Source organism: Marinomonas pollencensis, assembly GCF_003387375.1.
Lineage (GTDB): Bacteria > Pseudomonadota > Gammaproteobacteria > Pseudomonadales > Marinomonadaceae > Marinomonas > Marinomonas pollencensis.
The window spans coordinates 129069-150886 of the sequence record NZ_QUNG01000008.1 but is presented as its reverse complement, the minus strand read 5'-3'; the positions used below and the strand labels follow the sequence as shown (position 1 = coordinate 150886).

Annotated in this window: 17 protein-coding genes; 3 read left to right on the top strand and 14 right to left on the bottom strand. The window is 45.8% G+C overall.

Translation table 11 applies throughout. The features are described 5' to 3' along the window. Positions 1 to 993 precede the first annotated feature (993 nt). From DFP81_RS12725 to DFP81_RS12700, 6 genes are all read right to left on the bottom strand, one after another. A complete protein-coding gene (locus DFP81_RS12725) occupies positions 994 to 2871 on the bottom strand; it encodes a methyl-accepting chemotaxis protein (RefSeq protein WP_115898269.1) in 1878 nt (625 codons plus the stop codon). A gap of 149 nt (positions 2872 to 3020) precedes the next feature. Further along, positions 3021 to 3281 (bottom strand): hypothetical protein, encoded by a 261-nt coding sequence (locus tag DFP81_RS12720; RefSeq protein ID WP_115898268.1) that lies wholly within the window; start codon positions 3279 to 3281, stop codon positions 3021 to 3023. 2712 nt (positions 3282 to 5993) lie between these two features. Beyond that, the gene (locus DFP81_RS12715) at positions 5994 to 6530 is read right to left on the bottom strand and encodes a redoxin family protein (RefSeq protein ID WP_115898267.1); all 537 of its coding nucleotides are present in this window, start codon (positions 6528 to 6530) and stop codon (positions 5994 to 5996) included. Positions 6531 to 6623: 93 nt separating this feature from the next. Further along, entirely contained in the window at positions 6624 to 7820 is a 1197-nt protein-coding gene (locus DFP81_RS12710) for an MFS transporter (protein WP_115898266.1), read from the bottom strand. A gap of 327 nt (positions 7821 to 8147) precedes the next feature. After that, positions 8148 to 9050 (bottom strand): AraC family transcriptional regulator, encoded by a 903-nt coding sequence (locus DFP81_RS12705; protein WP_115898265.1) that lies wholly within the window; start codon positions 9048 to 9050, stop codon positions 8148 to 8150. Positions 9051 to 9466: 416 nt separating this feature from the next. After that, positions 9467 to 10390, bottom strand: a complete 924-nt coding sequence (locus tag DFP81_RS12700) for a LysR family transcriptional regulator (protein ID WP_115898264.1) — start codon at positions 10388 to 10390, stop codon at positions 9467 to 9469. Between the two features lie 160 nt (positions 10391 to 10550). On the opposite strand from DFP81_RS12700, the gene DFP81_RS12695 reads away from it, so the two are divergent. Continuing rightward, the gene (locus DFP81_RS12695) at positions 10551 to 11144 is read left to right on the top strand and encodes an FMN-dependent NADH-azoreductase (protein WP_115898263.1); all 594 of its coding nucleotides are present in this window, start codon (positions 10551 to 10553) and stop codon (positions 11142 to 11144) included. Positions 11145 to 13653: 2509 nt separating this feature from the next. On the opposite strand, the gene DFP81_RS12690 is transcribed toward DFP81_RS12695, so the two are convergent. Next, on the bottom strand, positions 13654 to 15828 hold the full coding sequence (locus DFP81_RS12690) for a Tex family protein (RefSeq protein WP_115898262.1): 2175 nt from the start codon (positions 15826 to 15828) through the stop codon (positions 13654 to 13656). A 423-nt stretch (positions 15829 to 16251) separates the two neighbouring features. Here DFP81_RS12690 and DFP81_RS12685 point away from each other — a divergent pair, with 423 nt between their 5' ends. Continuing rightward, on the top strand, positions 16252 to 16650 hold the full coding sequence (locus DFP81_RS12685) for an H-NS histone family protein (protein WP_115898261.1): 399 nt from the start codon (positions 16252 to 16254) through the stop codon (positions 16648 to 16650). Between the two features lie 75 nt (positions 16651 to 16725). On the opposite strand, the gene DFP81_RS12680 is transcribed toward DFP81_RS12685, so the two are convergent. The 6 genes from DFP81_RS12680 to DFP81_RS12655 form a co-directional block, all read right to left on the bottom strand. Continuing rightward, positions 16726 to 17406, bottom strand: coding sequence for a Wzz/FepE/Etk N-terminal domain-containing protein (locus DFP81_RS12680; RefSeq protein ID WP_115898260.1), 681 nt, complete (start codon positions 17404 to 17406; stop codon positions 16726 to 16728). A 29-nt stretch (positions 17407 to 17435) separates the two neighbouring features. Further along, positions 17436 to 18188, bottom strand: a complete 753-nt coding sequence (gene trmB / locus DFP81_RS12675) for a tRNA (guanosine(46)-N7)-methyltransferase TrmB (protein WP_115898259.1) — start codon at positions 18186 to 18188, stop codon at positions 17436 to 17438. Between the two features lie 130 nt (positions 18189 to 18318). Then, positions 18319 to 18723, bottom strand: a complete 405-nt coding sequence (locus tag DFP81_RS12670) for a DUF423 domain-containing protein (RefSeq protein ID WP_245959157.1) — start codon at positions 18721 to 18723, stop codon at positions 18319 to 18321. A 3-nt stretch (positions 18724 to 18726) separates the two neighbouring features. Next, entirely contained in the window at positions 18727 to 19713 is a 987-nt protein-coding gene (locus DFP81_RS12665) for a WD40 repeat domain-containing protein (RefSeq protein ID WP_115898258.1), read from the bottom strand. Further along, positions 19685 to 20155 carry a sigma D regulator gene (gene rsd / locus DFP81_RS12660; RefSeq protein WP_115898257.1) on the bottom strand — a complete coding sequence of 157 codons (471 nt, stop codon included), beginning with the start codon at positions 20153 to 20155 and terminating at the stop codon, positions 19685 to 19687. The genes DFP81_RS12665 and rsd overlap by 29 nt, the downstream gene beginning before the upstream one ends. Before the next feature lie 171 nt (positions 20156 to 20326). After that, positions 20327 to 20830 carry a disulfide bond formation protein B gene (locus tag DFP81_RS12655; RefSeq protein WP_115898256.1) on the bottom strand — a complete coding sequence of 168 codons (504 nt, stop codon included), beginning with the start codon at positions 20828 to 20830 and terminating at the stop codon, positions 20327 to 20329. Between the two features lie 138 nt (positions 20831 to 20968). Here DFP81_RS12655 and DFP81_RS12650 point away from each other — a divergent pair, with 138 nt between their 5' ends. Continuing rightward, on the top strand, positions 20969 to 21388 hold the full coding sequence (locus DFP81_RS12650) for a flagellar basal body-associated FliL family protein (RefSeq protein ID WP_115898255.1): 420 nt from the start codon (positions 20969 to 20971) through the stop codon (positions 21386 to 21388). An 87-nt stretch (positions 21389 to 21475) separates the two neighbouring features. Here DFP81_RS12650 and DFP81_RS12645 read toward each other — a convergent pair whose 3' ends face one another. Continuing rightward, positions 21476 to 21760 carry an oxidative damage protection protein gene (locus DFP81_RS12645; protein ID WP_115898254.1) on the bottom strand — a complete coding sequence of 95 codons (285 nt, stop codon included), beginning with the start codon at positions 21758 to 21760 and terminating at the stop codon, positions 21476 to 21478. Positions 21761 to 21818 lie beyond the last annotated feature (58 nt).

Sequence of the window (21818 nt, the reverse complement as noted above, 5' to 3'; positions counted from 1 at the left end):
CATTCTCCAGTTATTCGCCTAAAGGCAAACCTACAAGTGCAGCCCCACAAGATCAGCGGTATTCTCGATGGATTTGATGCAACCAAATCTTGTTGTATTGAATTGTGCCCGCTGCGCGGCCAGCGGCACATTACGCTTCGCTCATGATGCCCTACGAAGACCGCTCCATCACTAATGGATTTGATGTAATCAAACATCGTTGAGGTGTCTTGTGACATCACTTCCGCGTCGGCTGCTCTTTTTTAGGTATGACGACCCACAAGAGACCGCGGTATTCTCGATGGATTTGGTGCGACCAAATATCGTTATTTCTACCGTAGGTCGGATGAGACGAGGAACGAGGCGTAATCCGACGGAACGGGATGATACCCGACGGATTATGTCTGGGTCTTGTAGGTCGCGGCTTTAGCCCGAATGCCACTGTGCTAATAAAGCCAATCATGCGAGACACCTGTGATTAAAGTGATGTTTTTTTACAAACCGAGCGTCACCTGTCATTTCGACTTTAACCCACATTTGAGACATCCATTCTCCAGTTATTCGCCTAAAGGCAAACCTACAAGAGACCGCGTTATTCCGCGATGAATTGGAGGTTGCCAAACATCGTCGAATTAAACTGTGCCCGCTGCGCGGCCAGCGGCACATTACGCTTCGCTCATGATGCCCTACGAAGACCGCTCCATCACTAATGGATTTGATGTAATCAAACATCACCATCCTCGTCGAATTTAATGCACCAATCATCGTCATTTTCACCGTAGGTCGGATGAGACGAGGAACGAGGCGTAATCCGACGGAACGGGATGATACAAAATACCCTCGTAGGCGGGTAAATGTGAGCTAGGGCAATACCAGTTCCTAGAGCACAACCCCCTCCAACTCCCCCTTGAAGATAAGAGGGAGAGCTAAGAACTGCGCGGCCAGCGGCGATTGCGAGTGGTTTGTGAGGCATCACTTCTGCGCCGGCCGCTTTTTATTGCCTTTATTCCAGTTCTACATTTTCAGTTTGTCTATTGATGCATCAAGTTCGTTCGAAAGCTCAGCCAAGCTCGTTGACAGCTTTTTACTGCTTTCGGAGCTTTCATAGGTTTGCTTCGCCATATCGTTGATTTCGATAATGCTGTTGTTTATCTCTGAAGCTACCTGAGTTTGTTGCTCAGCTGCCGTGGCTATCTGATTGTTCATGTCTTGGATTTCAGATATGGCGTTTTTGATGTTTTTAAGAGCTTCTGCCGCGACAATAGAGCGATCAGATGTGGTTTTTGCTGTTTGAACATTGTTTTCCATTAGAGACACAGAACGCTTGGCTTCGCCTTGAAGTCGAGCTATAACCGTTTGAATCTCTTGAGTGCTCTCTTTGGTTCGGTTGGCTAGGTTACGGACCTCGTCAGCCACTACAGCAAATCCCCGCCCATGTCCGCCAGCCCGAGCAGCCTCAATAGCTGCGTTCAAAGCCAGCAGGTTTGTTTGCTCTGAAATAGAATCAATTACATCGAGGATAGTGTCGATTGCTTGAGTTTCTTGCTCAAGCTGTTTGTTCACACCGGCGACTTGCTCAATTTGAGTAACTAAGACCTCAAGTTGGGCATTCATATCAGAAACCGTTGCCTCGCCTTTGGTTGAGTGTTCGTTTGCGATATTTGCCGCTTCTGATGCCTGAATAGCACTGCGGGCGACGTCTTCGGCTGTCGCGGTCATTTCGTTCATTGCGGTAGAAGTACTCTCTATCTGCCCCATTTGAGCTTGTGAGCTACGATTTGTTTGGTATGCGGCGGCTGAGGCACTTTCTGATGCGGCTTTCAAACTTGCACTTGTTGTGCTGATAGATGTAACAATATCTCTCAAGTTGACAATCATTTTGATCGTTGCGGCAAAAATACCAGTGTCTGTATCTTTTATGTCTCGCGGTAAAGTTAGCAATCCCTCCGAAACATCTTTAACTAGTGACTCTATTTCTGTGGGCTCTCCGCCAAGAGGACGGTACATAAGCTTGTTTATTAACAGGAATACAATAAAGAGAGAGATGGCCACCAGCACCATAGAGGTGAGGACGCTCATGGTTAGGTTATCGGTTGATGCGTCTAATATAGACTCCTTCGATACGCGAGCCCATATAACCCAGCCAAGCTCTTTGGTTGTTGTTTTTTGAACGACATACACTTGGCCTCCGTCTTGGATTTCATATTGGCCGTCAGGTTTGTTCGATAGCGTTTTGTAGGCAGAGTGCTGCTCAAGCAGGTTAGTTCCCACTTTTACTGACTCGGAAGCAAACACAAAGCCATCTTGTCGAGTGACAGTTATATCGCTGGAAGAGGTTAAATTTCCTGCAAATTTAGTTATACGGTCGGTTGCGACGTTCACATTAAGGGTTGATACGATTTTACCATCGCGCACCACAGGGACAGCGACAGCCATGACAGTAAGCCCAGTACTGCTTTGGTATGGTGTTGTGATGACTTTCTTTTCACCAGCGAAAATCCTAGTGTACCATTCGCGTTTTAAGGCTTTCGCGTTAAAGCCTTCTTCTTGGCCGTTCTTGTCATAAGAGTCACCATTTTCAAGACCTACATAAGCCTCTTTCGCGGAAAGATTATCAAGCAGAGCTTTCATTATGGGGCGTAAAGCCATGTCGTTAACTGTGCCATCGGCACTTATGGGGAGGGACGCTTCAAGAACATTTAGAGAATCGAAGTAGCGCTCCATATGCTGATCTAGGGCACTAGCAATAAGTAACGATTCTGACTTGAGCTTTTGGGAGGCATTGCCTGTGGACTCGCCTCGAAATGACATATAGCTGGCTATAGTGATAATGGTAATAACAGTGGCAAACAGTCCACCGATCGATAGTATTAGCTTGTATTTTGCGCTCATGAATAGGGGCCTTATAGGATTAAAAAAGATCGATCAAGCTAAAGCCTATATTGATATCAACTGTGTCTTTTATGTTGTAAGTGTCAATATGAAGCCGTATTTTTTCTCTGGTATGCATAACTTGTCTTTTGAAAAATATGCTCTCTGTCCTAGACCGTGTTAATGCTGTTTAAGGTTAGCTTTTCGTTTGTTTGTTTACCGCGAGACATTTCCGATACTGTATAAATGTACTTTTTAGGGAAAGAAGCCAGTGTGATGTTTTTCTTGTTATGCCCTACGTCAACCGTATTAATTAAGAGGTTTGCATTAGGGGTAGGTGTTATTGCGAGGCTTGTTTCAGGTGTAGATTTGGCCATCAACGGGCTGATAAGGCATACAGAAAGCGCAGCTATAGTGAAGACTTTTCCCATGTTCTTTCCTTGGAACGATTTAGTTTATTAGATAATAAGAGTTTTAATTTCAGTATGTTAAACGTAACCTAGACGATCAATAAAAAATAGTGCTTTTGTTATTGAAGCAATCAACTTTTCCATTACATGGGTTCATTCAAGCTTGCTTAGTATAACGCTCGGCAGTCGAGATTGATTGCCTGGTAATCTGAGTGATTTCTTCATAAGTCATCCCTTTTTCAACATTTCCGTCCACTAACCCCATGCGTATGGTTCACCTTTGTTATTCGTTCGTACGAACAGTTTTCTATCGAACTTGACCAGTGGGAGGCTGGAGATTAACTGTTAATAATTTATGATGGCCATATAAGGGCAAGCAACAGTTTTTTACTCTTACCAACAAAGTCTTGAACTGAGTATGAGCACTGCTTTTACTTTAAGACCATCTGTATATACCAAATATGCCCGTGCTCAGACCTAATATCACGTATCCAGATCCCGCTTCTACCTCGCGACATCCTGTTACCACCATGAACGGCAAAAGCACTTTATTTCAGAAGCGAACAGATTCTGTAGTGGTGTAATCAAACATCACCATCCTCGTCGAATTTAATGCACCAAATATCGTCATTTCCACCGTAGGTCGGATGAGACGAGGAACGAGACGTAATCCGACGGAACGAGACGAACCCCACGGAGTATGTCTTGCTCTTTGCTCTCCCCCTTTTCTTCAAGGGGGAGCTGGAGGGGGTTATGCACTGGGTCTTGTAGGTCGCGGCTTTAGCCCGAATGCCACTGTGCTAATAAAGCCAATCATGCGAGACACCTGTGATTAGAGTGATGTTTTTTTTACAAACCGAGTGTCACCTGCCATTTCGACTTTAACCCACATTTGAGGCATCCATTCTCCAGTTATTCGCCTAAAGGCAAACCTACAAGTGCAGCCCCACAAGATCAGCGGTATTCTCGATGGATTTGATGCAACCAAATCTTGTTGCATTGAATTGTGCCCGCTGCGCGGCCAGCGGCACATTACGCTTCGCTTATGATGCCCTACGAAAACCGCGCTATTCCACAATGGATTTGGTGTAATCAAACATCGTTGAGGTGTCTTGTGACATCACTTCCGCGTCGGCTGCTCTTTTTTAGGTATGACGACCCACAAGAGACCGCGGTATTCTCGATGGATTTGGTGCGACCAAATATCGTCATTTCCACCGTAGGTCGGATGAGACGAGGAACGAGGCGTAATCCGACGGAACGGGATGATACAAAATGCCCTCGTAGGCGAGTTGGATGGATCTAATATGCCCGCTGCGCGGCCATCGGCACATTACGCTTCGCTTATGATGCCCTACGAAAACCGCGGTATTCTCGATGGATTTGGTGTAATCAAACATCACCATCCTCGTCGAATTTAATGCACCAAATATCGTCATTTCCACCGGAGGTCGGATGAGACGAGGAACGAGACGTAATCCGACGGAGCGTGATGATACCCGACGGATTATGTCTGGGTCTTGTAGGTCGCGGCTTTAGCCCGAATGCCACTGTGCTAATAAAGCCAATCATACGAGACACCTGTGAGTAGAGTGATGTTTTTTTACAAACCGAGCGTCACCTGCCATTTCGACTTTAACCCACATTTGAGGCATCCATTCTCCAGTTATTCGCCTAAAGGCAAACCTACAAGTGCAGCCCCACAAGATCAGCGGTATTCTCAATGGATTTGATGCAACCAAATCTTGTTGTATTGAATTATGCCCGCTGCGCGGCCAGCGGCACATTACGCTTCGCTTATGATGCCCTACGAAGAGCGCGCTATTCGCGATGGATTTGGTGTAATCAAACATCACCATCCTCGTCGAATTTAATGCACCAAATATCGTTATTTCCAACGTAGGTCGGATGAGACGAGGAACGAGGCGTAATCCGACGGGACGTGATGATACCCGACGGATTGTGTCTGGGTCTTGTAGGTCGCGGCTTTAGCCCGAATGCCACTGTGCTAATAAAGCCAATCATGCGAGACACCTGTGATTAGAGTGATGTTTTTGCAATGGAGCGTTACCGGTTGTTTGGACTTTCACCGATGATTGATACATAAAATCTCCAGTTATTCGCCTAAAGGCAAACCTACAAGTGCAGCCCCACAAGATCTGCGGTATTCCCGATGGATTTGGTGTGACCAAATCTTGTTGTATTGATCTGTGCCCGCTGCGCGGCCAGCGGCACATTACGCTTCGCTTATGATGCCCTACGAAAACCGCGGTATTCTCGATGGATTTGGTGTAATCAAACATCGTTGAGGTGTCTTGTGACATCACTTCCGCGTCGGCTGCTCTTTTTTAGGTATGACGACCCACAAGAGACCGCGGTATTCTCGATGGATTTGGTGTAACCAAATATCGTTATTTCCACCGTAGGTCGGATGAGACGAGGAACAAGGCGTAATCCGACGGAGCGTGATGATACAAAATACCCTCGTAGGCGGGTAAATGTGAGCTAGGGCAATACCAGTTCCTAGAGCACACCCCCCTCCAACTCCCCCTTGAAGACAAGAGGGAGAGCTAAGAACTGCGCGGCCTGCGGCACTTTACGCTTCGCTTATGATGCGCTACGAAATCCCGATGCCAGTGCGGTTTGGTGACTCAAAGACGCATCAAGGGAAAACTAGATGACTTTCACCTTGATGCGGGTGTTATTTAACACTCACGTTGCATTGTCTTCTTATTAATAGGTTACTGTGCCACGAATCGGGTAGTCCGCTTGGTTACGTACAAATCCTAGTCCGTGCACTACGCTGTCTAGATCTGGGCGTAAAAAGGGTGCGTTTGAAACATTCACCATTTGTAGCCTCCCCTGTTCGTTGATCACAAACAATGCGGGTTCGGAGAAGTTATGGTCTGTTTCTTGTGCGGATCTTGGTGCAGAAATATACACGCCCAACTCTTTCATTTGCGCCTCTGTTAACCCATAGGCAATGGGGTAGCTAATGGTGAGTTTTTCCATGTGTTCTGTTAACTGTTGTTTCGAGTCTGCAGAAATGGCGACTACACTCACGCCGATTTCCGCCAGTGCTTCTTTGTGGTTTTCCAAGGCATTCAGGTAGCGTAGGCATAAAGGGCAATGTTTGCCACGGTAAACCACCACCATTTGCCAGTCTGCTCCGGCTTGCGGTTTACCTAGTTCGATGGCGCTACCATCTAGTAAATTGGCTTCTATGGTAGGAAAAAGTTCACCACTTTTTAGTTTTATTGAATCAGTCATAAGCACCTCTTTTGTTTAAGAAAGGAGCGAATAAGTCGTCTAAGTCTAGAAGACTTGTTCGCATCCCTTAGGTTATTTCTATACAGAAAGGAATTAATGGTTTGCCGAAATAGCCTGTTTTCGACTTCTCATAAGGTGGTAGATCAAAGCGAGAACAATGATCACAAGTCCAAATAGTGTCAGCGCTATCCAACCACCAACGGCAATAACGTGAACCCCAATTGCAGATCCTACTGCGCCGCCCAAGTAGTAACAGAGCATATAGATGGCATTAATGCGGCTTTGCGCTTTGGGGTCTAATGAGAAAATACGCACCTGGTTAGGCACTTGTGAGCCAAACACCCCTAAATCCACCAGAATGATACCGACGATTAGGCCCGCCAAGGTGTCCCCCCAAAGGGCGAAAACAACAAAGCCTGAGAGAATAAAAAGCAGCCCTGCGGCAATTAATTTATTGGCGCCATAGCGGTTCACCAGTCGGCCTGACACTTTGGCACCTAGGGTGCCCGCCAATGCGATCAGCCCAAACATACCCGCCTGCTGCACACTGTAATTGAAGGGTGAGTCCATAACGTGTATCGCCAATGTGGCCCACAACGCATTGAACACGGCAAACCAGAGGCCACCAACAAGTGCCGCATCACGCAACACTGAGTACTTTTTCAACAAGTCCAGCATGGATGCCAGTAATTTTGGGTAAGACAAATTAGATGTGGGTTTCGTTTTTGGCAGATAAAAAGCGAGTAATAGGCCAAAAATAACCGCCAATGCCGCCGCGAAAAGATACACCGCACGCCAGCCAAAATGCTCACTGATAGTGCCACTAATAGTCCGAGACAACAAAATCCCCACTGTCAGGCCTGTCATTAGGGTTGAGATCACCTTGCCCCTGTCTTCTGGCGCAATCAGTGATGACGCCAGAGGAATAATTTGTTGGGTAATATTAGAGCTGAGTCCAACAATTAACCCAGCAATAAGAAGAAAAACCAAGCTGCTGGCGAAGTAGGTTGCGACAAGCCCTGCGATCAACGTCAGTGAAAGATAACGAATTAATTGCTTGCGATCGTAACGATCCCCAAGAGGAGAAATGAAGAAAATAGCCGCGGCGTAACCAACCTGCGTCGACATGGGAATCAGGCCAAGATTCTCGCTTGCAATGCCGAGCGACTCTGCAATAGAAGGTAAAAGTGGCTGATTATAGTAAAGGTTAGCAGCGGTCGCCGAGATCGCTGCTGCCATTAAAAACAACAGCCCCCTATTAATACCGGCAATACTATTTTGATGCTTCATTCTGTAGTTCCCATGCAATGGATAAAACACTGTTGGCGTTTGATGGTCAAAATTTACCCTATCGTCAGCGATTCGATAATGCTTAGGCGTTCAAGCTATGCGCTTGATCGTTCATTTATAAACGCTAGGGGAATCACTAATGAAGAGGAAAAGAGGAGCACATTGAACGCCCAATGAGGCTGCCCACTAGGTTGGCTCTGGGTCTTTGCTTAGTTTTTTACTGTCTTTTATAAGTCTGTTTTAAAGACGGGAGCAGCAGAAGATAGGAGGGAAAACGGAGCACCGCGACCTTGATTGGTCGCGGTAAAAAGCAGTTCAGTCGGCTAATTATCCGGCTTTATATTGTTTGCGCAGCTCTCCTGGCCCTAAGCCAAACTCTTTTTTGAAAATACGAGAAAACGCCGATTCAGAGCGGTAACCGACGCTCTCGGCAACAAACCCGACGGACTTACCATCGACTATCATCGACCAAGCTTTTTGCATGCGCCACCAAGTGAGGTATTCCATGGGAGTCCACCCTGAAACCGATTTAAACTGCGTGGAAAATGCCGTGCGCGACATCGCCGATTCCCGCGCCAGCTGCTCCAGTGTCCAGTTTGATTCCGGCTCATTTTGGATCGCAATAAGTGCTTTGCTCAGCTTTTGGTCAGCAATCAGTTTTAAAATCCCTATATCAAACGTCCCGCTTTTAATATGCGAGCGAATCGAATGAATGATGAGTGATTCCGCTAACTGTTTTAGGATCAAATCTGAACCTAAATCTGCCGCACAACTTTCTAGCTGAATTAAGCTAACCAAAGGGTCTACCCAGCTCTTCGTTTGCGCATTTTTTTTGACAACCAACACAGCAGGTAAGGCATTTAAAACGCTTTCAGATGTTTCGTTTTCATAGGAAAATGAGCCACACAAAATGCCCGTTGTGCCTTTTTTTAGCCCAGAATCGAAAGCCAGTTTTTCCATCTCATCTTCGCTGCATTCAACCGGGTATAATTTGTGCTGTACCTCCCTCATGAATACGATCAAATCACCTGCATGTAAAACTTGCTCTTCTTCTCCCGCTAACGCGAGGCGGCATTCACCATGGGAGATTAGATGAAAAGACTTGGCGCCGGTTTTATGCCCCAGCAACCAGCCTCCGCAAAATTGAGCATTTACCGATAACTCTACATTTAATCGCACAGTCGATAACATGATCGATAAAGGGTCTTTATAAGTTGAGTGGCTAAGCATATTTTAAGACCTTAAAGTAAAAACGAAGACTATTAAATTATCGCATGGAGCTTTCCATGCTCGCTACGCAGCGGGTCGATATTTCTTCTCTGATGCCAACAAACACGACTGCTTTTTATCTATCAAGGCCACCCTTATCTAAAGGGCAAAACCTTTGGCCTGACGCGTTACTCACTGCCGAGGCATACTAATCAGAGATTTGCTTGGCCTGACGCGTTGCTCACTGCCGAGGTATACTAATCTGAAATTTGCTTGGCCTGACGCGTTGCTCACTGCCGAGGCATACTAACCTGAGATTTGCTTGGCCTGACGCGTTGCTCACTGCCGAGGCATACTAATCTGAGATTTGCTTGGCCTGACGCGTTACTCACTGCCGAGGCATACTAATCTGAGATTTGCTTGGCCTGACGCGTTACTCACTGCCGAGGCATACTAATCAGAGATTTGCTTGGGCAAAGGTTGCATTCCTTTTGCAATAGTTCGACCAGTAGTCTTGCCGCAGGTCCGGTACGCTCACCTTTGCCAAAGATGGCATACATATAAAAGGTTCGTTCCCCACCCGATACCAGATTAAGCGTTTTTAGTTTTCCGCTTGCTAGGGCGTCCAACAAGTCGGCTTTTGGCAGCCAAGCAAAGCCAATACCACTAGCAACAATCTCTAACGACGATTGCACACTAGACACAGTCCAGCGGCGATTGGCCCCTAGCCAGCCAGAATCCATGGAGGTTTCTTCTGCCGAATCACGAATTACCAATTGTAACTCTTGGCCTAGGCGCTCGTTATTAATCGGTACTGTCTCTAGGTGCAGAGGGTGATCCGCAGCGGCAACAGCGACCATGTCGACCTCCACAATAGGGTCTGCCAAATAGCCTTTTGGCACTATGCTGCTCAGTACTAAATCTGGATGCCCTTGCTTAAGTGCTTCAGAACCCCCACTAAGCACCACTTCTTTTAGCTGCACTTGTGTCCCTTGGCTTTGCGGTTCAAAGCTTTTTAACGCCCTTAACAAGGCTGGCGTAGGGAAGGCTTGATCCACCACCACTTCGAGCTCCGGTTCCCAGCCTTGACCCAAGGTATTGGCCAGTTCTTCAAGGTCTACGGCTTCTTTTATTAGGTGTCTTGAGCGCCTTAATAACACTTCGCCGCGTTCCGTCAACTTGGCTTTTCGTCCTTCAATAATTAACAGCGGATAGCCTAACTGCTCCTGTAACCTTGCAACGGTATAGCTGACTGATGATTGGCTTTTGTGAAGCGCTTCTGCCGCTTGAGCAAAGCCTCCTTTATCGACTACGGCCTGTAAAACCCGCCATTGCTCTAAGGTTACTCTAGGTGCTTTCACTGCTGATCCCTATCGATTACGAAAGGCTTAAACATATCGCTTTTTTCGATATATATCTGCTAAAAAATACGCTTTTTTATCAAATAAACTGTCTTTAAGATGTTTTCATTAAGATTAATCGCTTAATCATTCAACATAAACATGATTTTGGAGAGTAAAAATGGCTACTTTGTTACGTATTGATTCTAGTGCTGCTGGTGATAACTCTAAGTCTCGCCAACTAGCAAATGAGTTTGTTGAAAAATGGCAGGCAGCAAACCCAGAAGGACAGGTCATTGTCCGTGATGTAAATGCTAACCCACTGCCTCACTTTACCAGCGAAACATTGGCGGCACTGTTTACCCCTGAAGCAGAGCGTACTCCTGCACAAAAAGACATTGTTACGATTGGCGATGAACTGATCGAAGAGCTTGAAAATGCAGATGTTGTGGCGGTTTCCGCTCCAGTTTATAACTTCGGCATTCCTTCTACGCTTAAAGCTTACTTCGATTATATTTCTCGCGCTGGCCGTACCTTTAAATACACAGAAAATGGCCCAGTTGGATTAGTTAAAAAAGACGCTTATGTGTTTACCGCCAGCGGTAGCTTCCTATCTGGCACAGCGATGGATCATCAGACCCCGTACCTAAAAACCTTCCTAGGCTTCCTTGGTTTAACCGTCAAAGAAACATTCATTGCCGGTGGCCAATCAATGGGTGAACCAGGTGAAGAAGCGTTTACAAAAGCGAAAAACGAAATCGCCGCCGCGTTTTAATTAACCTCATCTACCGAGGCATTCGTCAGCCACAACATGAGTCGAATGCCTCTACCACGCAATAAACACTTCATCACCATCAATTTGACATAACCAAACATCGTCGTATTGATCTGTGTCCGCTGCGCGGCCAGCGGCACATTACGCTTCGCTTATGATGCCCTACGAAAACCGCGGTATTCTCGATGGATTTGGTGTAACCAAATATCACCATCCTCGTTGGATTTGGTGTAACCAAATATCGTCGGATTAAACTGTGTCTGCTGCGCGGCCAGCGGCACATTACGCTTCGCTTATGATGCCCTACGAAAACCGCGGTATTCACGATGGATTTGGTGTGACCAAACCGCGGTATTCCACAACGGATTTGATGCACCAAACATCGTCATTTCCACCGTAGGTCGGATGAGACGAGGAACGAGGCGTAATCCGACGGATGGTGGTGATACCCGACGGATTATGTCTAGGTCTTGTAGGTCGCGGCTTTAGCCCGAATGCCACTGTGCTAATAAAGCCAATCATGCGAGACACGTGTGAGTAGAGTGATGTTTTTGCAATGGAGCGTTACCGGTTGTTTGGACTTTCACCGATGATTGATACATAAAATCTCCAGTTATTCGCCTAAAGGCAAACCTACAAGTGCAGCCCCACAAGACCAGCGGTATTCTCGATGGATTTGGTGGCCAAACATCGTCGGATTAAACTGTGTCCGCTACGCGGCCATCGGCACATTACGCTTCGCTTATGATGCCCTACGAAGCCCACGGTATTCACGAATGAATTTGATGTAACCAAATATCGTCATTTCTACCGTAGGTCGGATGAGACGAGGTACGAGGCGTAATCCGACGGAGCGTGGTGATACAAAATACCCTCGTAGGCGGGTTGGATGAATTTGGTGCGCCAGATACCATCATTTCTACCGTAGGTCGGATGAGACGAGGAACGAGGCGTAATCCGACGGAGTGTGATGATACCCGACGGATTATGTCTGGGTCTTGTAGGTCGCGGCTTTAGCCCGAATGCCACTGTGCTAATAAAGCCAATCATGCGAGACACGTGTGAGTAGAGTGATGTTTTTGCAATGGAGCGTTACCGGTTGTTTGGACTTTCACCGATGATTGATACATAAAATCTCCAGTTATTCGCCTAAAGGCAAACCTACAAGAGCCCGCGGTATTCTCGATGGATCTGGTGTTGCCAAACATCGTCGGATTAAACTGTGTCCGCTGCGCGGCCAGCGGCACATTACGCTTCGCTTATGATGCCCTACGAAAACCGCGGTATTCTCGATGGATTTGGTGTGACCAAATATCGTCACGCTCGTCGAATTTGATGTACCAAACATCGTCATTTCCACCCTAGGTCGGATGAGACGAGGAACGAGGCGTAATCCGACGGAACGGGATGATTTCCAACGGAGTATGTCTTGCTTTTTGCTCTCCCCCTTTTCTTCAAGGGGGAGCTGGAGGGGGTTATGCACTGGGTCTTGATGGTTTGCTTACCTTGAAAAAAGAGCGGCCAAAGACCACTGTGCTAATAAAACTAAAGATACGAGACACATGATTAAAGTGATGTTTTTTTTACAAACGAGCATCATCTGTCATTTCGACTTTAACCTATATTTGGAATCGTCCATTCTCCAGTTATTCGCCTAAAGGCAAACCTACAAGTTCAGACCCACAAGATTGACGGTATGCTCGATGGATTTGGTGCAACAATCGCCGTTGTATTGAATTGTGTCCGCTGCGCGGCCAGCGGCACATTACGCTTCGCTTATGATGCCCTACGAAAACCGCGGTATTCTCGATGAATATGATATAACCAAATACCGTTATTTCTACCGTAGGTCGGATGAGACGAGGTACGAGGCGTAATCCGACGGAACGAGACGAATTCCACGGAGCAGGTCTTGCTCTTTGCTCTCCCCCTTTTCTTCAAGGGGGAGCTGGAGGGGGTTATGCACTGGGTCTTGTAGGTCGCGGCTTTAGCCCGAATGCCACTGTGCTAATAAAGCCAATCATGCGAGACACGTGTGAGTAGAGTGATGTTTTTGCAATGGAGCGTTACCGGTTGTTTGGACTTTCACCGATGATTGATACATAAATTCTCCAGTTATTCGCCTAAAGGCAAACCTACAAGTTCAGACCGCGGTATTCTCGACGGATTTGGTGTAGCCAAACATCGTCGGATTAAACTGTGTCCGCTGCGCGGCCAGCGGCACATTACGCTTCGCTTATGATGCCCTACGAAAACCGCGGTATTCTCGATGGATCTGGTGTTGCCAAACATCGTCGGATTAAACTATGTCCGCTGCGCGGCCAGCGGCACATTACGCTTCGCTTATGATGCCCTACGAAAACCGCGGTATTCACGATGGATTTGGTGTGACCACTCATCGTCACCCTCGTCGAATTTGATGCACCAAATATCGTCATTTCCACCCTAGGTCGGATGAGACGAGGAACGAGGCATAATCCGACGGAGCGTGATGATACAAATTACCCGATTAGAGGTTGGTGGCTTTCAGGCTAATTCTTTTGCGTTTCTCATCCACTTCGAGTACCTGCACTTTCACCACTTGCCCGACACGAACTAGGTCCCTTGGGTCTTTGACAAAGCGGTCAGCCAGTTGAGAGATGTGTACCAAGCCGTCTTGATGTACGCCGATGTCAACAAAAGCACCAAACGCCGCGACGTTCGTTACTACGCCTTCGAGTGTCATTCCTTCTACTAAATCAGAAAGTGATTGAACACTTTGGTCAAATTCTGCATAGCGAAATTCTGGGCGTGGGTCACGACCCGGTTTAGCCAGCTCTTTTAGCGTGTCTTCATAGGTATAGCGGTCGACCCCTGAAAAATCCGCAAATTTACCCTGCAGTTGACTCATCGCGGAGGTGTCGTTGAGCAAACTTTGCACCTGTACATTCATCATTTTGGCCATGGATCGTACTAATGAATAAGATTCTGGGTGCACCCCAGAGCGATCCAATATTTCTCGTCCCCCTAATACTCTCAAGAAGCCTGCACACTGCTCGAACGCTTTCGCCCCAATGCCTTTTACTTTTAGCAGTTCTTCACGACTTTCAATGCGCCCCTTTTGACGGCGATAATCGACGATATTTTGCGCCATGCGCTTAGTTAACCCAGCCACATAAGACAACAAAGAGGCCGATGCTAAATTCACATCTACACCGACCTTATTGACACAATCTTCCACTACGTTCGCCAAACTATTCGCCAATTGCGAGGCTTTTACATCATGTTGATATTGGCCTACCCCAATGGCTTGGGGATCTATTTTCACTAACTCTGCCAATGGGTCTTGAAAACGGCGAGCAATGGAAATAGCGCCGCGAATGGTCACATCTAAATCTGGAAATTCATTGATTGCCACATCCGATGCCGAATACACAGACGCTCCTGCTTCGCTGACGACAACGCTTCGACAGCTAAGACCTGCTTGTTTGATCAGCTGGTTGGCTAATTGTTCGGTTTCTCGTGATGCCGTGCCATTGCCAATGGCTAACCAGGCAACATTATGTTTTTTGATGAGACTTTCTAAGCGAGCGATGGCTTTGTCTTTTTGGGTTTCTGAAGTAAATGGGTAAATCACCCCATGATCAATCAACTCACCTTGCTCATTAACAACGGCGAGTTTAACCCCATTGCGAAAACCTGGGTCCACTCCAATTACCCGGTGAGCACCTGCAGGCGCGGACATTAATAAATCGTTTAAATTGTTCGCGAAGACATTAATAGCCCCTTCTTCTGCCTGCTCTTTTAAAATGGAGAAAATATCACTTTCGAGTTTAGAATGTATTCTTTTGTCCCAAGCTCGTACTAAATACCCTTGCTGCCTTACAGTTAATTTACAAAACCCGGTGCTTTTTTCACTTTTTTTCGACTCGAACAGGTTCACCAAATGGGACAGGTTTAGTCTGAATAGCTCATTTACTGAACCTTGAAAATCTATATTTAGCCTTAATATACTTTCCTTTTTGCCTCGAAATAGCGCCAACAAGCGATGCGAAGGTATTTTATTTGCCGCTTCATGGTATTCGAAATAGTCTCGGTATTTCTCACCTATCTCTTTCTTACCTCGAACTAATTTACTTCGGACTTCCCCATTTGATAACAAACGTTCACGAGCTTGCTGTAAAAGACCAGCATCTTGAGAGAGGGCTTCTGTCATTATTTCTAATGCGCCTTCTAAAGCTTCATTAGCGTCTAGTGTTAAGTTATGTAACGCTAACCATGCACTGATGTCCTTTGGTTGTTCTAGCAACTCACCAGACCATAGCGCGGCAGCCAATGGCGTTAGCCCTTGCTCAGCAGCTTCCATCGCCTTGGTCTTGCGCGTTGTCTTAAACGGTGCAAACAGATCTTCTAACTCTGTTTTTGTTGTGGCCTGCTTTATCTTTAGCAATACCTTCGCAGGACAATGAGGATGTTCTTCGAGTGTGGTTAAAATAGAAGATCGTCGCTTTTCTAACTCGACGAGATATTGCCAGCGCGCATGAAAGCGCCTTAAATCCACATCTAACATTCCTCCGGTACTTTCTTTTCGATAGCGGGCAATAAAAGGAACAGTGGCCCCCTCTTCAAACAAAGCTAATATGTTCTTAGCGTACTTTTCCGCTATAGAAAACTCTTGACTTAAACTGTGCGTAAGACATTTCATTATTTACCCTATTTTTTACACTTTACAGAGGTTATTAAAGATTATCATGTTCGCATCTTTTGTAATTTTTCATTAGAATTCACAGGTAAAACTTGAATTAGTATGAATATTAGTCAAACTGTATTGATAATATCAGTCACATGGATGAACACTTATCTTTCTTATGATTAAGATAACAATACAACATTTATTTTCATCCTAATATGCGAAGAAAGCCAAACCGCTTTTATTACTAGAGAAATAACAAGAATTTTTTCGTACCTATTTGTAACACAAAGGTTTATATAGAGAATTTGCTTTTATTCTCTCTAGTCGCTCAAACAAGTCATACCGTTTCGACACTTATTGAGTGTAAGGATGAATCTCTTTTTCGGTGTAGTACGTACAACAACCCGTTCCTAACAGATACATTAGAGGATACTTATGAGTTTATTACTTGAACTAGCTAGCAACAAAGCAAAAGCACGCGCTGCGGCGAAAGAACTAACTGTTGCTCAACTAGAAAACCTGATCGCTGGCTTCACTAACGCACTAGATAAAGTAAGAGAAGAAGAAAACGCTCGCCTAGCCGAAGAAGCTGAAAAAGCGGCTCGTGCAGAAGAGATTGCACTTCTTATCGCAAAAAGCGGTTTAACAATGGAAGAAGTTGCCCTACTAAGCACACCAAAAAACAGTGCGAACAAGGGTAAAACTGTTGAGCCTAAATACCGTCTAGAAGTAAACGGCGAAGTACATGAGTGGACTGGTCGTGGTCGCACGCCTAAAGTCTTCCAAGAATACTTTGATGCTGGCAACAGCCGTGAGAGCGTTGAGATCAAATAATCTCAACTTCTTATGAAACATAAAAAAGCGGCTAATTAGCCGCTTTTTTATTATCTGTCATTTTCACTATGTCTATTAACGTCTGCTTTTTAACTCGGCAACAAACTTTTTCATCAGTACTGCAAACACACCTAGCATGCCTCCTAGCAGCACACTGATAACCAAAATAAGCGCCACCTTGGGCGATTTCTTCTGCACGCTCGGCGTGGTTAATGTTAACGCCTGCTGCTTACTGTTTTCGATTTGATAGATCATGCGTTTAGCATGCAAAACACTTTCAGCCACTGTTTCTGTATTGCGCAAATCCGAAGAAAGGCTCGCAACAATGGTTAATTCTTCTTTCGCAGCATTTAAGAAAGACTGTGTCAGTCTATCGTTTGCTTGTTCCAAATCAGCCGAATAAACCTTAGCACTTTCAGGAGCACCAATATATTGGGTTAATGTTGATGATTTAGCATCAACAGACCAATGACCACCTAGCTCATTACTGAACTGGTCGGCAACACGGCCATCCAAGCAGCGCTGATCTTCTCTACATAGACTAAATATCTCACCAGAAAAAAGATTAACTCCGTAATGTGTCGAAACACTGTATTGGGTTTTTGCTACTACTTTTACGTAAGCAAAACCAAGACAGAAACAAACGACGACAAAACCAAGTATCAGCATCTTCCCTTTCCATAACTCTAGAATAAGCTCTACTAGGTCTATTTCATCATCATTCTGACGTGGCTTAGCGTTTTGCTGATCTGTCATTCTCTCATCCTTTAGCGATTATTTCGTCGTTATTGTTTGTTATAAATTAAATCCCAAACACCGTGACCAAGGCGTTCGCCACGCTGTTCAAATTTGGTTAATGGACGCCATGCTGGACGGGGATGATAGCTCCCTTTGCCTGCTGCATTAGTGTAGTTTTCTTGAGCTTCCATTACTTCCAACATGTGTTCGGCATAAGGTTCCCAATCGGTAGCCATATGAAAATAGCCCCCCTCTTTCAGCACGTTTGCCACTTGCTGAGCAAATAATGGCTGCACAATACGACGTTTGTTGTGCTTTTTCTTGTGCCAAGGGTCAGGGAAGAACAACTGAAAGGCACTGGCGGCTTGCTCAGGTAAGCATGAAGCCATGACTTCAATCGCATCGTCACAGTAGACACGAATGTTTTTAAGCCCTTCTTCTTGCGCCAGCATCATTAATTTAGCTACCCCTGGTGGGTGAACTTCGATACCGATGAAGTCTTTCTCTGGGGCATTTTTTGCCATTTCAACTAAAGAAGCCCCCATGCCAAAACCGACTTCTATCACGACCTCTGACTCGCGGCCAAATACGGCTGGGTAGTCGATTCGGCCATGAGCTAATTCCAGGCCGTAAAATGCCCAGTTAGCATCGTAGTTTTTTTGCTGTCCTTCGGTCATACGACCGCCACGAACAACAAAACTGCGAATCGTACGTTTCTTGATTGGCGCTTGGCCTTCTTGTGCTTGGCTATCTTGCACTTGGCTTTCTAACTCTTGATTGTCAGTCTTTGGATCTTGCATGATTTTGATTCGTATCACTTTAGCGGAAACAGACTATCGAACATTTTTTGATCGACCGTGAATTTTGGCGGCTATCCTACCGGAATTTACTCTTGATGTCCTGCTTTGCACTTTACTTAAGGTTAAGGTTTTACTCTTTGCTCTGCCATTGCCAAAGCGACTTAACTAAAAACAACCATGCAAACAAATAACAGACACCCCCGATCGGTGTTATGGCACCTAACCATCGCACCCCTGTCAGCGCCATAATATACAAGCTACCTGCAAAGAAGATATTACCGACACTGAACAGTACAATGATTTTTTTTGAGGATGTTATGTAACTCGACAGGGCAGCGGCTAATAGCCCTGCCAATGCATGATACATTAGATATTGGCTGCCTGTGTGCCACCAGCTTAGAGCATTTTGATCGAGTATTTTGGTTAATGCGTGGGCTCCAAATGCGCCAGCAGCCACTGAAATCATACCCTGTAAGGCCGCCATGGCTGCCCATTTTGCAGGAAAAGGGAGCATGGATTCTTTATTCAAATACATTCATCATTCCAATACATTAAGGTAGCCATTGCTGCCAATGGCGTAGTAACGGCCGTCTTTACCATAAGAGAGTGCCAGGACACTGGCGCCGGTTGGGCGGAGTGTTTTCTTCAGGTACAAATCCCACTCATGCACCACTTCGCCACTGCTAATATCGCGCAACGAAACACGACGATTAATGCCCCCTACTAGGAGCTGCCTATCGTCTGCGGAAAAGACCGCTTGGCTAATGGTATTTTGTCGTTTATTCAGTTTACCTGTGTCAATCGTGGCAACTTCTCTGCCAGTCAGGGTAGACCAGACTTTCGCATTGCCTAACTGAGCGGCGCCAAATGCGTACTTACCATCTGCCGACAAGGCCACGGTCGCAATACGATTACTGAGTAGCCAGCTGAATTTTTTCTCTCCGGTCTGGGTATCCCATAAAATCACCTGGTGCTTGTCGTCTCCGGTTAGCCCTAACTGACCGTCTGATGACACGTCCACGGAACGCACAATCGCGCCAGCGCGGAAGGTTTGCTTGATGCCACCATTTTTCACATCAAAATAACGCGCCGTCTGATCGTCTAAACCTAATAACGCAAAATCGCCATTGTTGGTCAGCTTAAGTGAAAGGATATCGCCTGGGGTATTCCAGAAGCCAGCCGATTGACCGCTGCTGGTATTCCATAAAACAAGCGTACGAGCAGATCCGGTCGCGGCGAACGCGTTTGTCGGATCAATGTCGACACTAATTAATGAGGTGTACTCCCCTTGAGTGTGATTCCAATTGAAACGGCGATCATTTAACGCAGTGTTCCAATAACTGCCACCGTGCTGAATAGAGCCAACAAGCGCGGCACTTCCATCATCACTTAAGGCGGCAGAGTACAGGCCTTGAACCGCATATTCTGCGGTTCTTTCTGGGGATTTAGCAGAACACGACAGCAAAATAACCGCCGTGCCAGTCACTAGGCTCAGCTTAAGTGCTTTGTTCGCTATGCGCTTCATGGAGCTCCTTGATCAATCTATCTTCGTATTCAAAACGCTCTGCCATAATAACGCTCAGCGCTTGCAACGAAAATGAAAGCGCTTCTAACTGTCCATTACAGTGCTCTTTCGTATCATATTTGTCATTAAATTCGAGGGCGAATTGTGTCGTACTATCAATCTCAGGCAGCAGGTCTTCTAACAACTTTAAGGCCTGATTATCGCTAAAGTCTTGCGCTTCTAGCGCCAACTGCTCGTATATCGCAAAATGCCCTACTGAGACATAATCCACAAGCTGCTCACAGAAAGCTTGAATTTTAGGGGTATCCGTTGGGGTATAGTCACCACGCTCACGCAGTTGCATACCCGCTTCGATTAATTGCCGACGCTGGCATAACCAGCGATCGATAATCTCATGAACCCCACCCCATCGTTCTTGTGCTGTTTTGCATCGTTCTAACATAATAATGACTCCATTTGTGCGATAACGAGCGTAGATAACACCTCTCGCTAATGGCCAGTAATGCCACACGCTACTTAAAGTGTGCTAATAAAACGTTGTCTCAAGCATATTCTGAACGATTCCCTCCTGCAAGCAACTCATTTGAAGGAATTGTAACGTTTCGCAGCCCTGTTATGCTGGCTTGTTAATTCGACGAAAGACGATAAATAGGTTCACTATTGCCATGCCAACAAAGGCCACAAGAGTCCAACCTGGGATACTCAATCCTAAGAAAGTCCACACCACTTCGCCACAATCTCCGGTGCCCATAATCATTGCTTTTGCGATGTCTTGCCAAGGAAAAGCATCGACCATGTAACTCAAACCGGGCAAGCAGGCTGGCAGCTCATCGATCGGCAAGTTCTGCAGGTACAAATGTCGAATCGCTAACCCTGCCCCAAATATAGAGAACAGAACGACAGTGCTGGCAATCCATTTACGTGCTCGTTCACTCGATACGGTCGCCGACACCAAAGAAAAAATGCCGATACATAAGAAGGCAATGCGCTGGAGCATACACAGCGGACATGGCTCCAAGTCCATTTGATATTCCATATAAAACGCGGCACCTAACAAAGCAAAAGCCGCAACCCCTATAACACCATGAAAACGACGCGCTGAAAAAATAGAAAACATATAAATCCCAGACATTCCTGTAGGTAGAGTTGAAAAAAGCATGGACAGTAACAATATGGAAAAGTTCGCCTGCCTACTGTCGCAATGCATTAATGCCAGTTAATATACTGGTGATTAAAACGAGTATGAGACTAGATAATGTCACTAACAATGCCTTTAAAACATTTTTTCCTACTGAGCTTACTTGTTAGCTCTTTGCTCAGCACTTTTGCTCTGGCGGCCGATGAGGACAACACAGCGCAACCCGCTTACGTGGAGCTTAACCCAGATTTCATTGTTAATTACACCACAACCAGTAACCGATTAAAGTACATTAAGACCAGTATTACCCTGCAAACCGATCTTTCCCATGAAGCCATTATTCAAGACAATATGCCACTAATACGTGATGCTTTGGTGATGTTTTTAAGCTCCCGCACCGATGAGCAAGTGTCTGGCGCTCAAGCACGAGAAAAAACTCGGGAAGAAGCCGCGGTGGCAGTCAATGCCGCGATGAAGAAAGAAACCAATCAGGAACCCGTCAAAGGCGTGTTATTTGCTAGTTTCCTAACTCAATAAGCCTTCGCTATCTTTCTTCCAGCAATTAAAAAGCCGATTCAGAAAATCTGAATCGGCTTTTTTAGTATCCGTCATAAGCGCAAGGTTTTAGAGCTCGACGATATCGTCTGGGCTAACGTAGCCTGTCACCTTGTCTGTCGGTTCATTATTAAAAAACTTATCCATTTGCTCCATCACATATTTGCGCGATTCAGGCAGCATTAGATTAAGCTGTTTTTCGTTAATCATCATGGTTTGCAACAGTTGCCATTCTTGCCACGCCTGTTTAGACACGGTTTGTAGGATCTCTTGGCCTTTGGCACCAGGCAAGGGTGCGCGATCTAACGCTTCCATGTCTTTTTGGTACTTTTTGCAAAAAACAGTGTTCGACATAAGGATAACTCGCGATTTAAAAAGGATGTTTTTTATAATGGTGTTAAAACATTAAAAA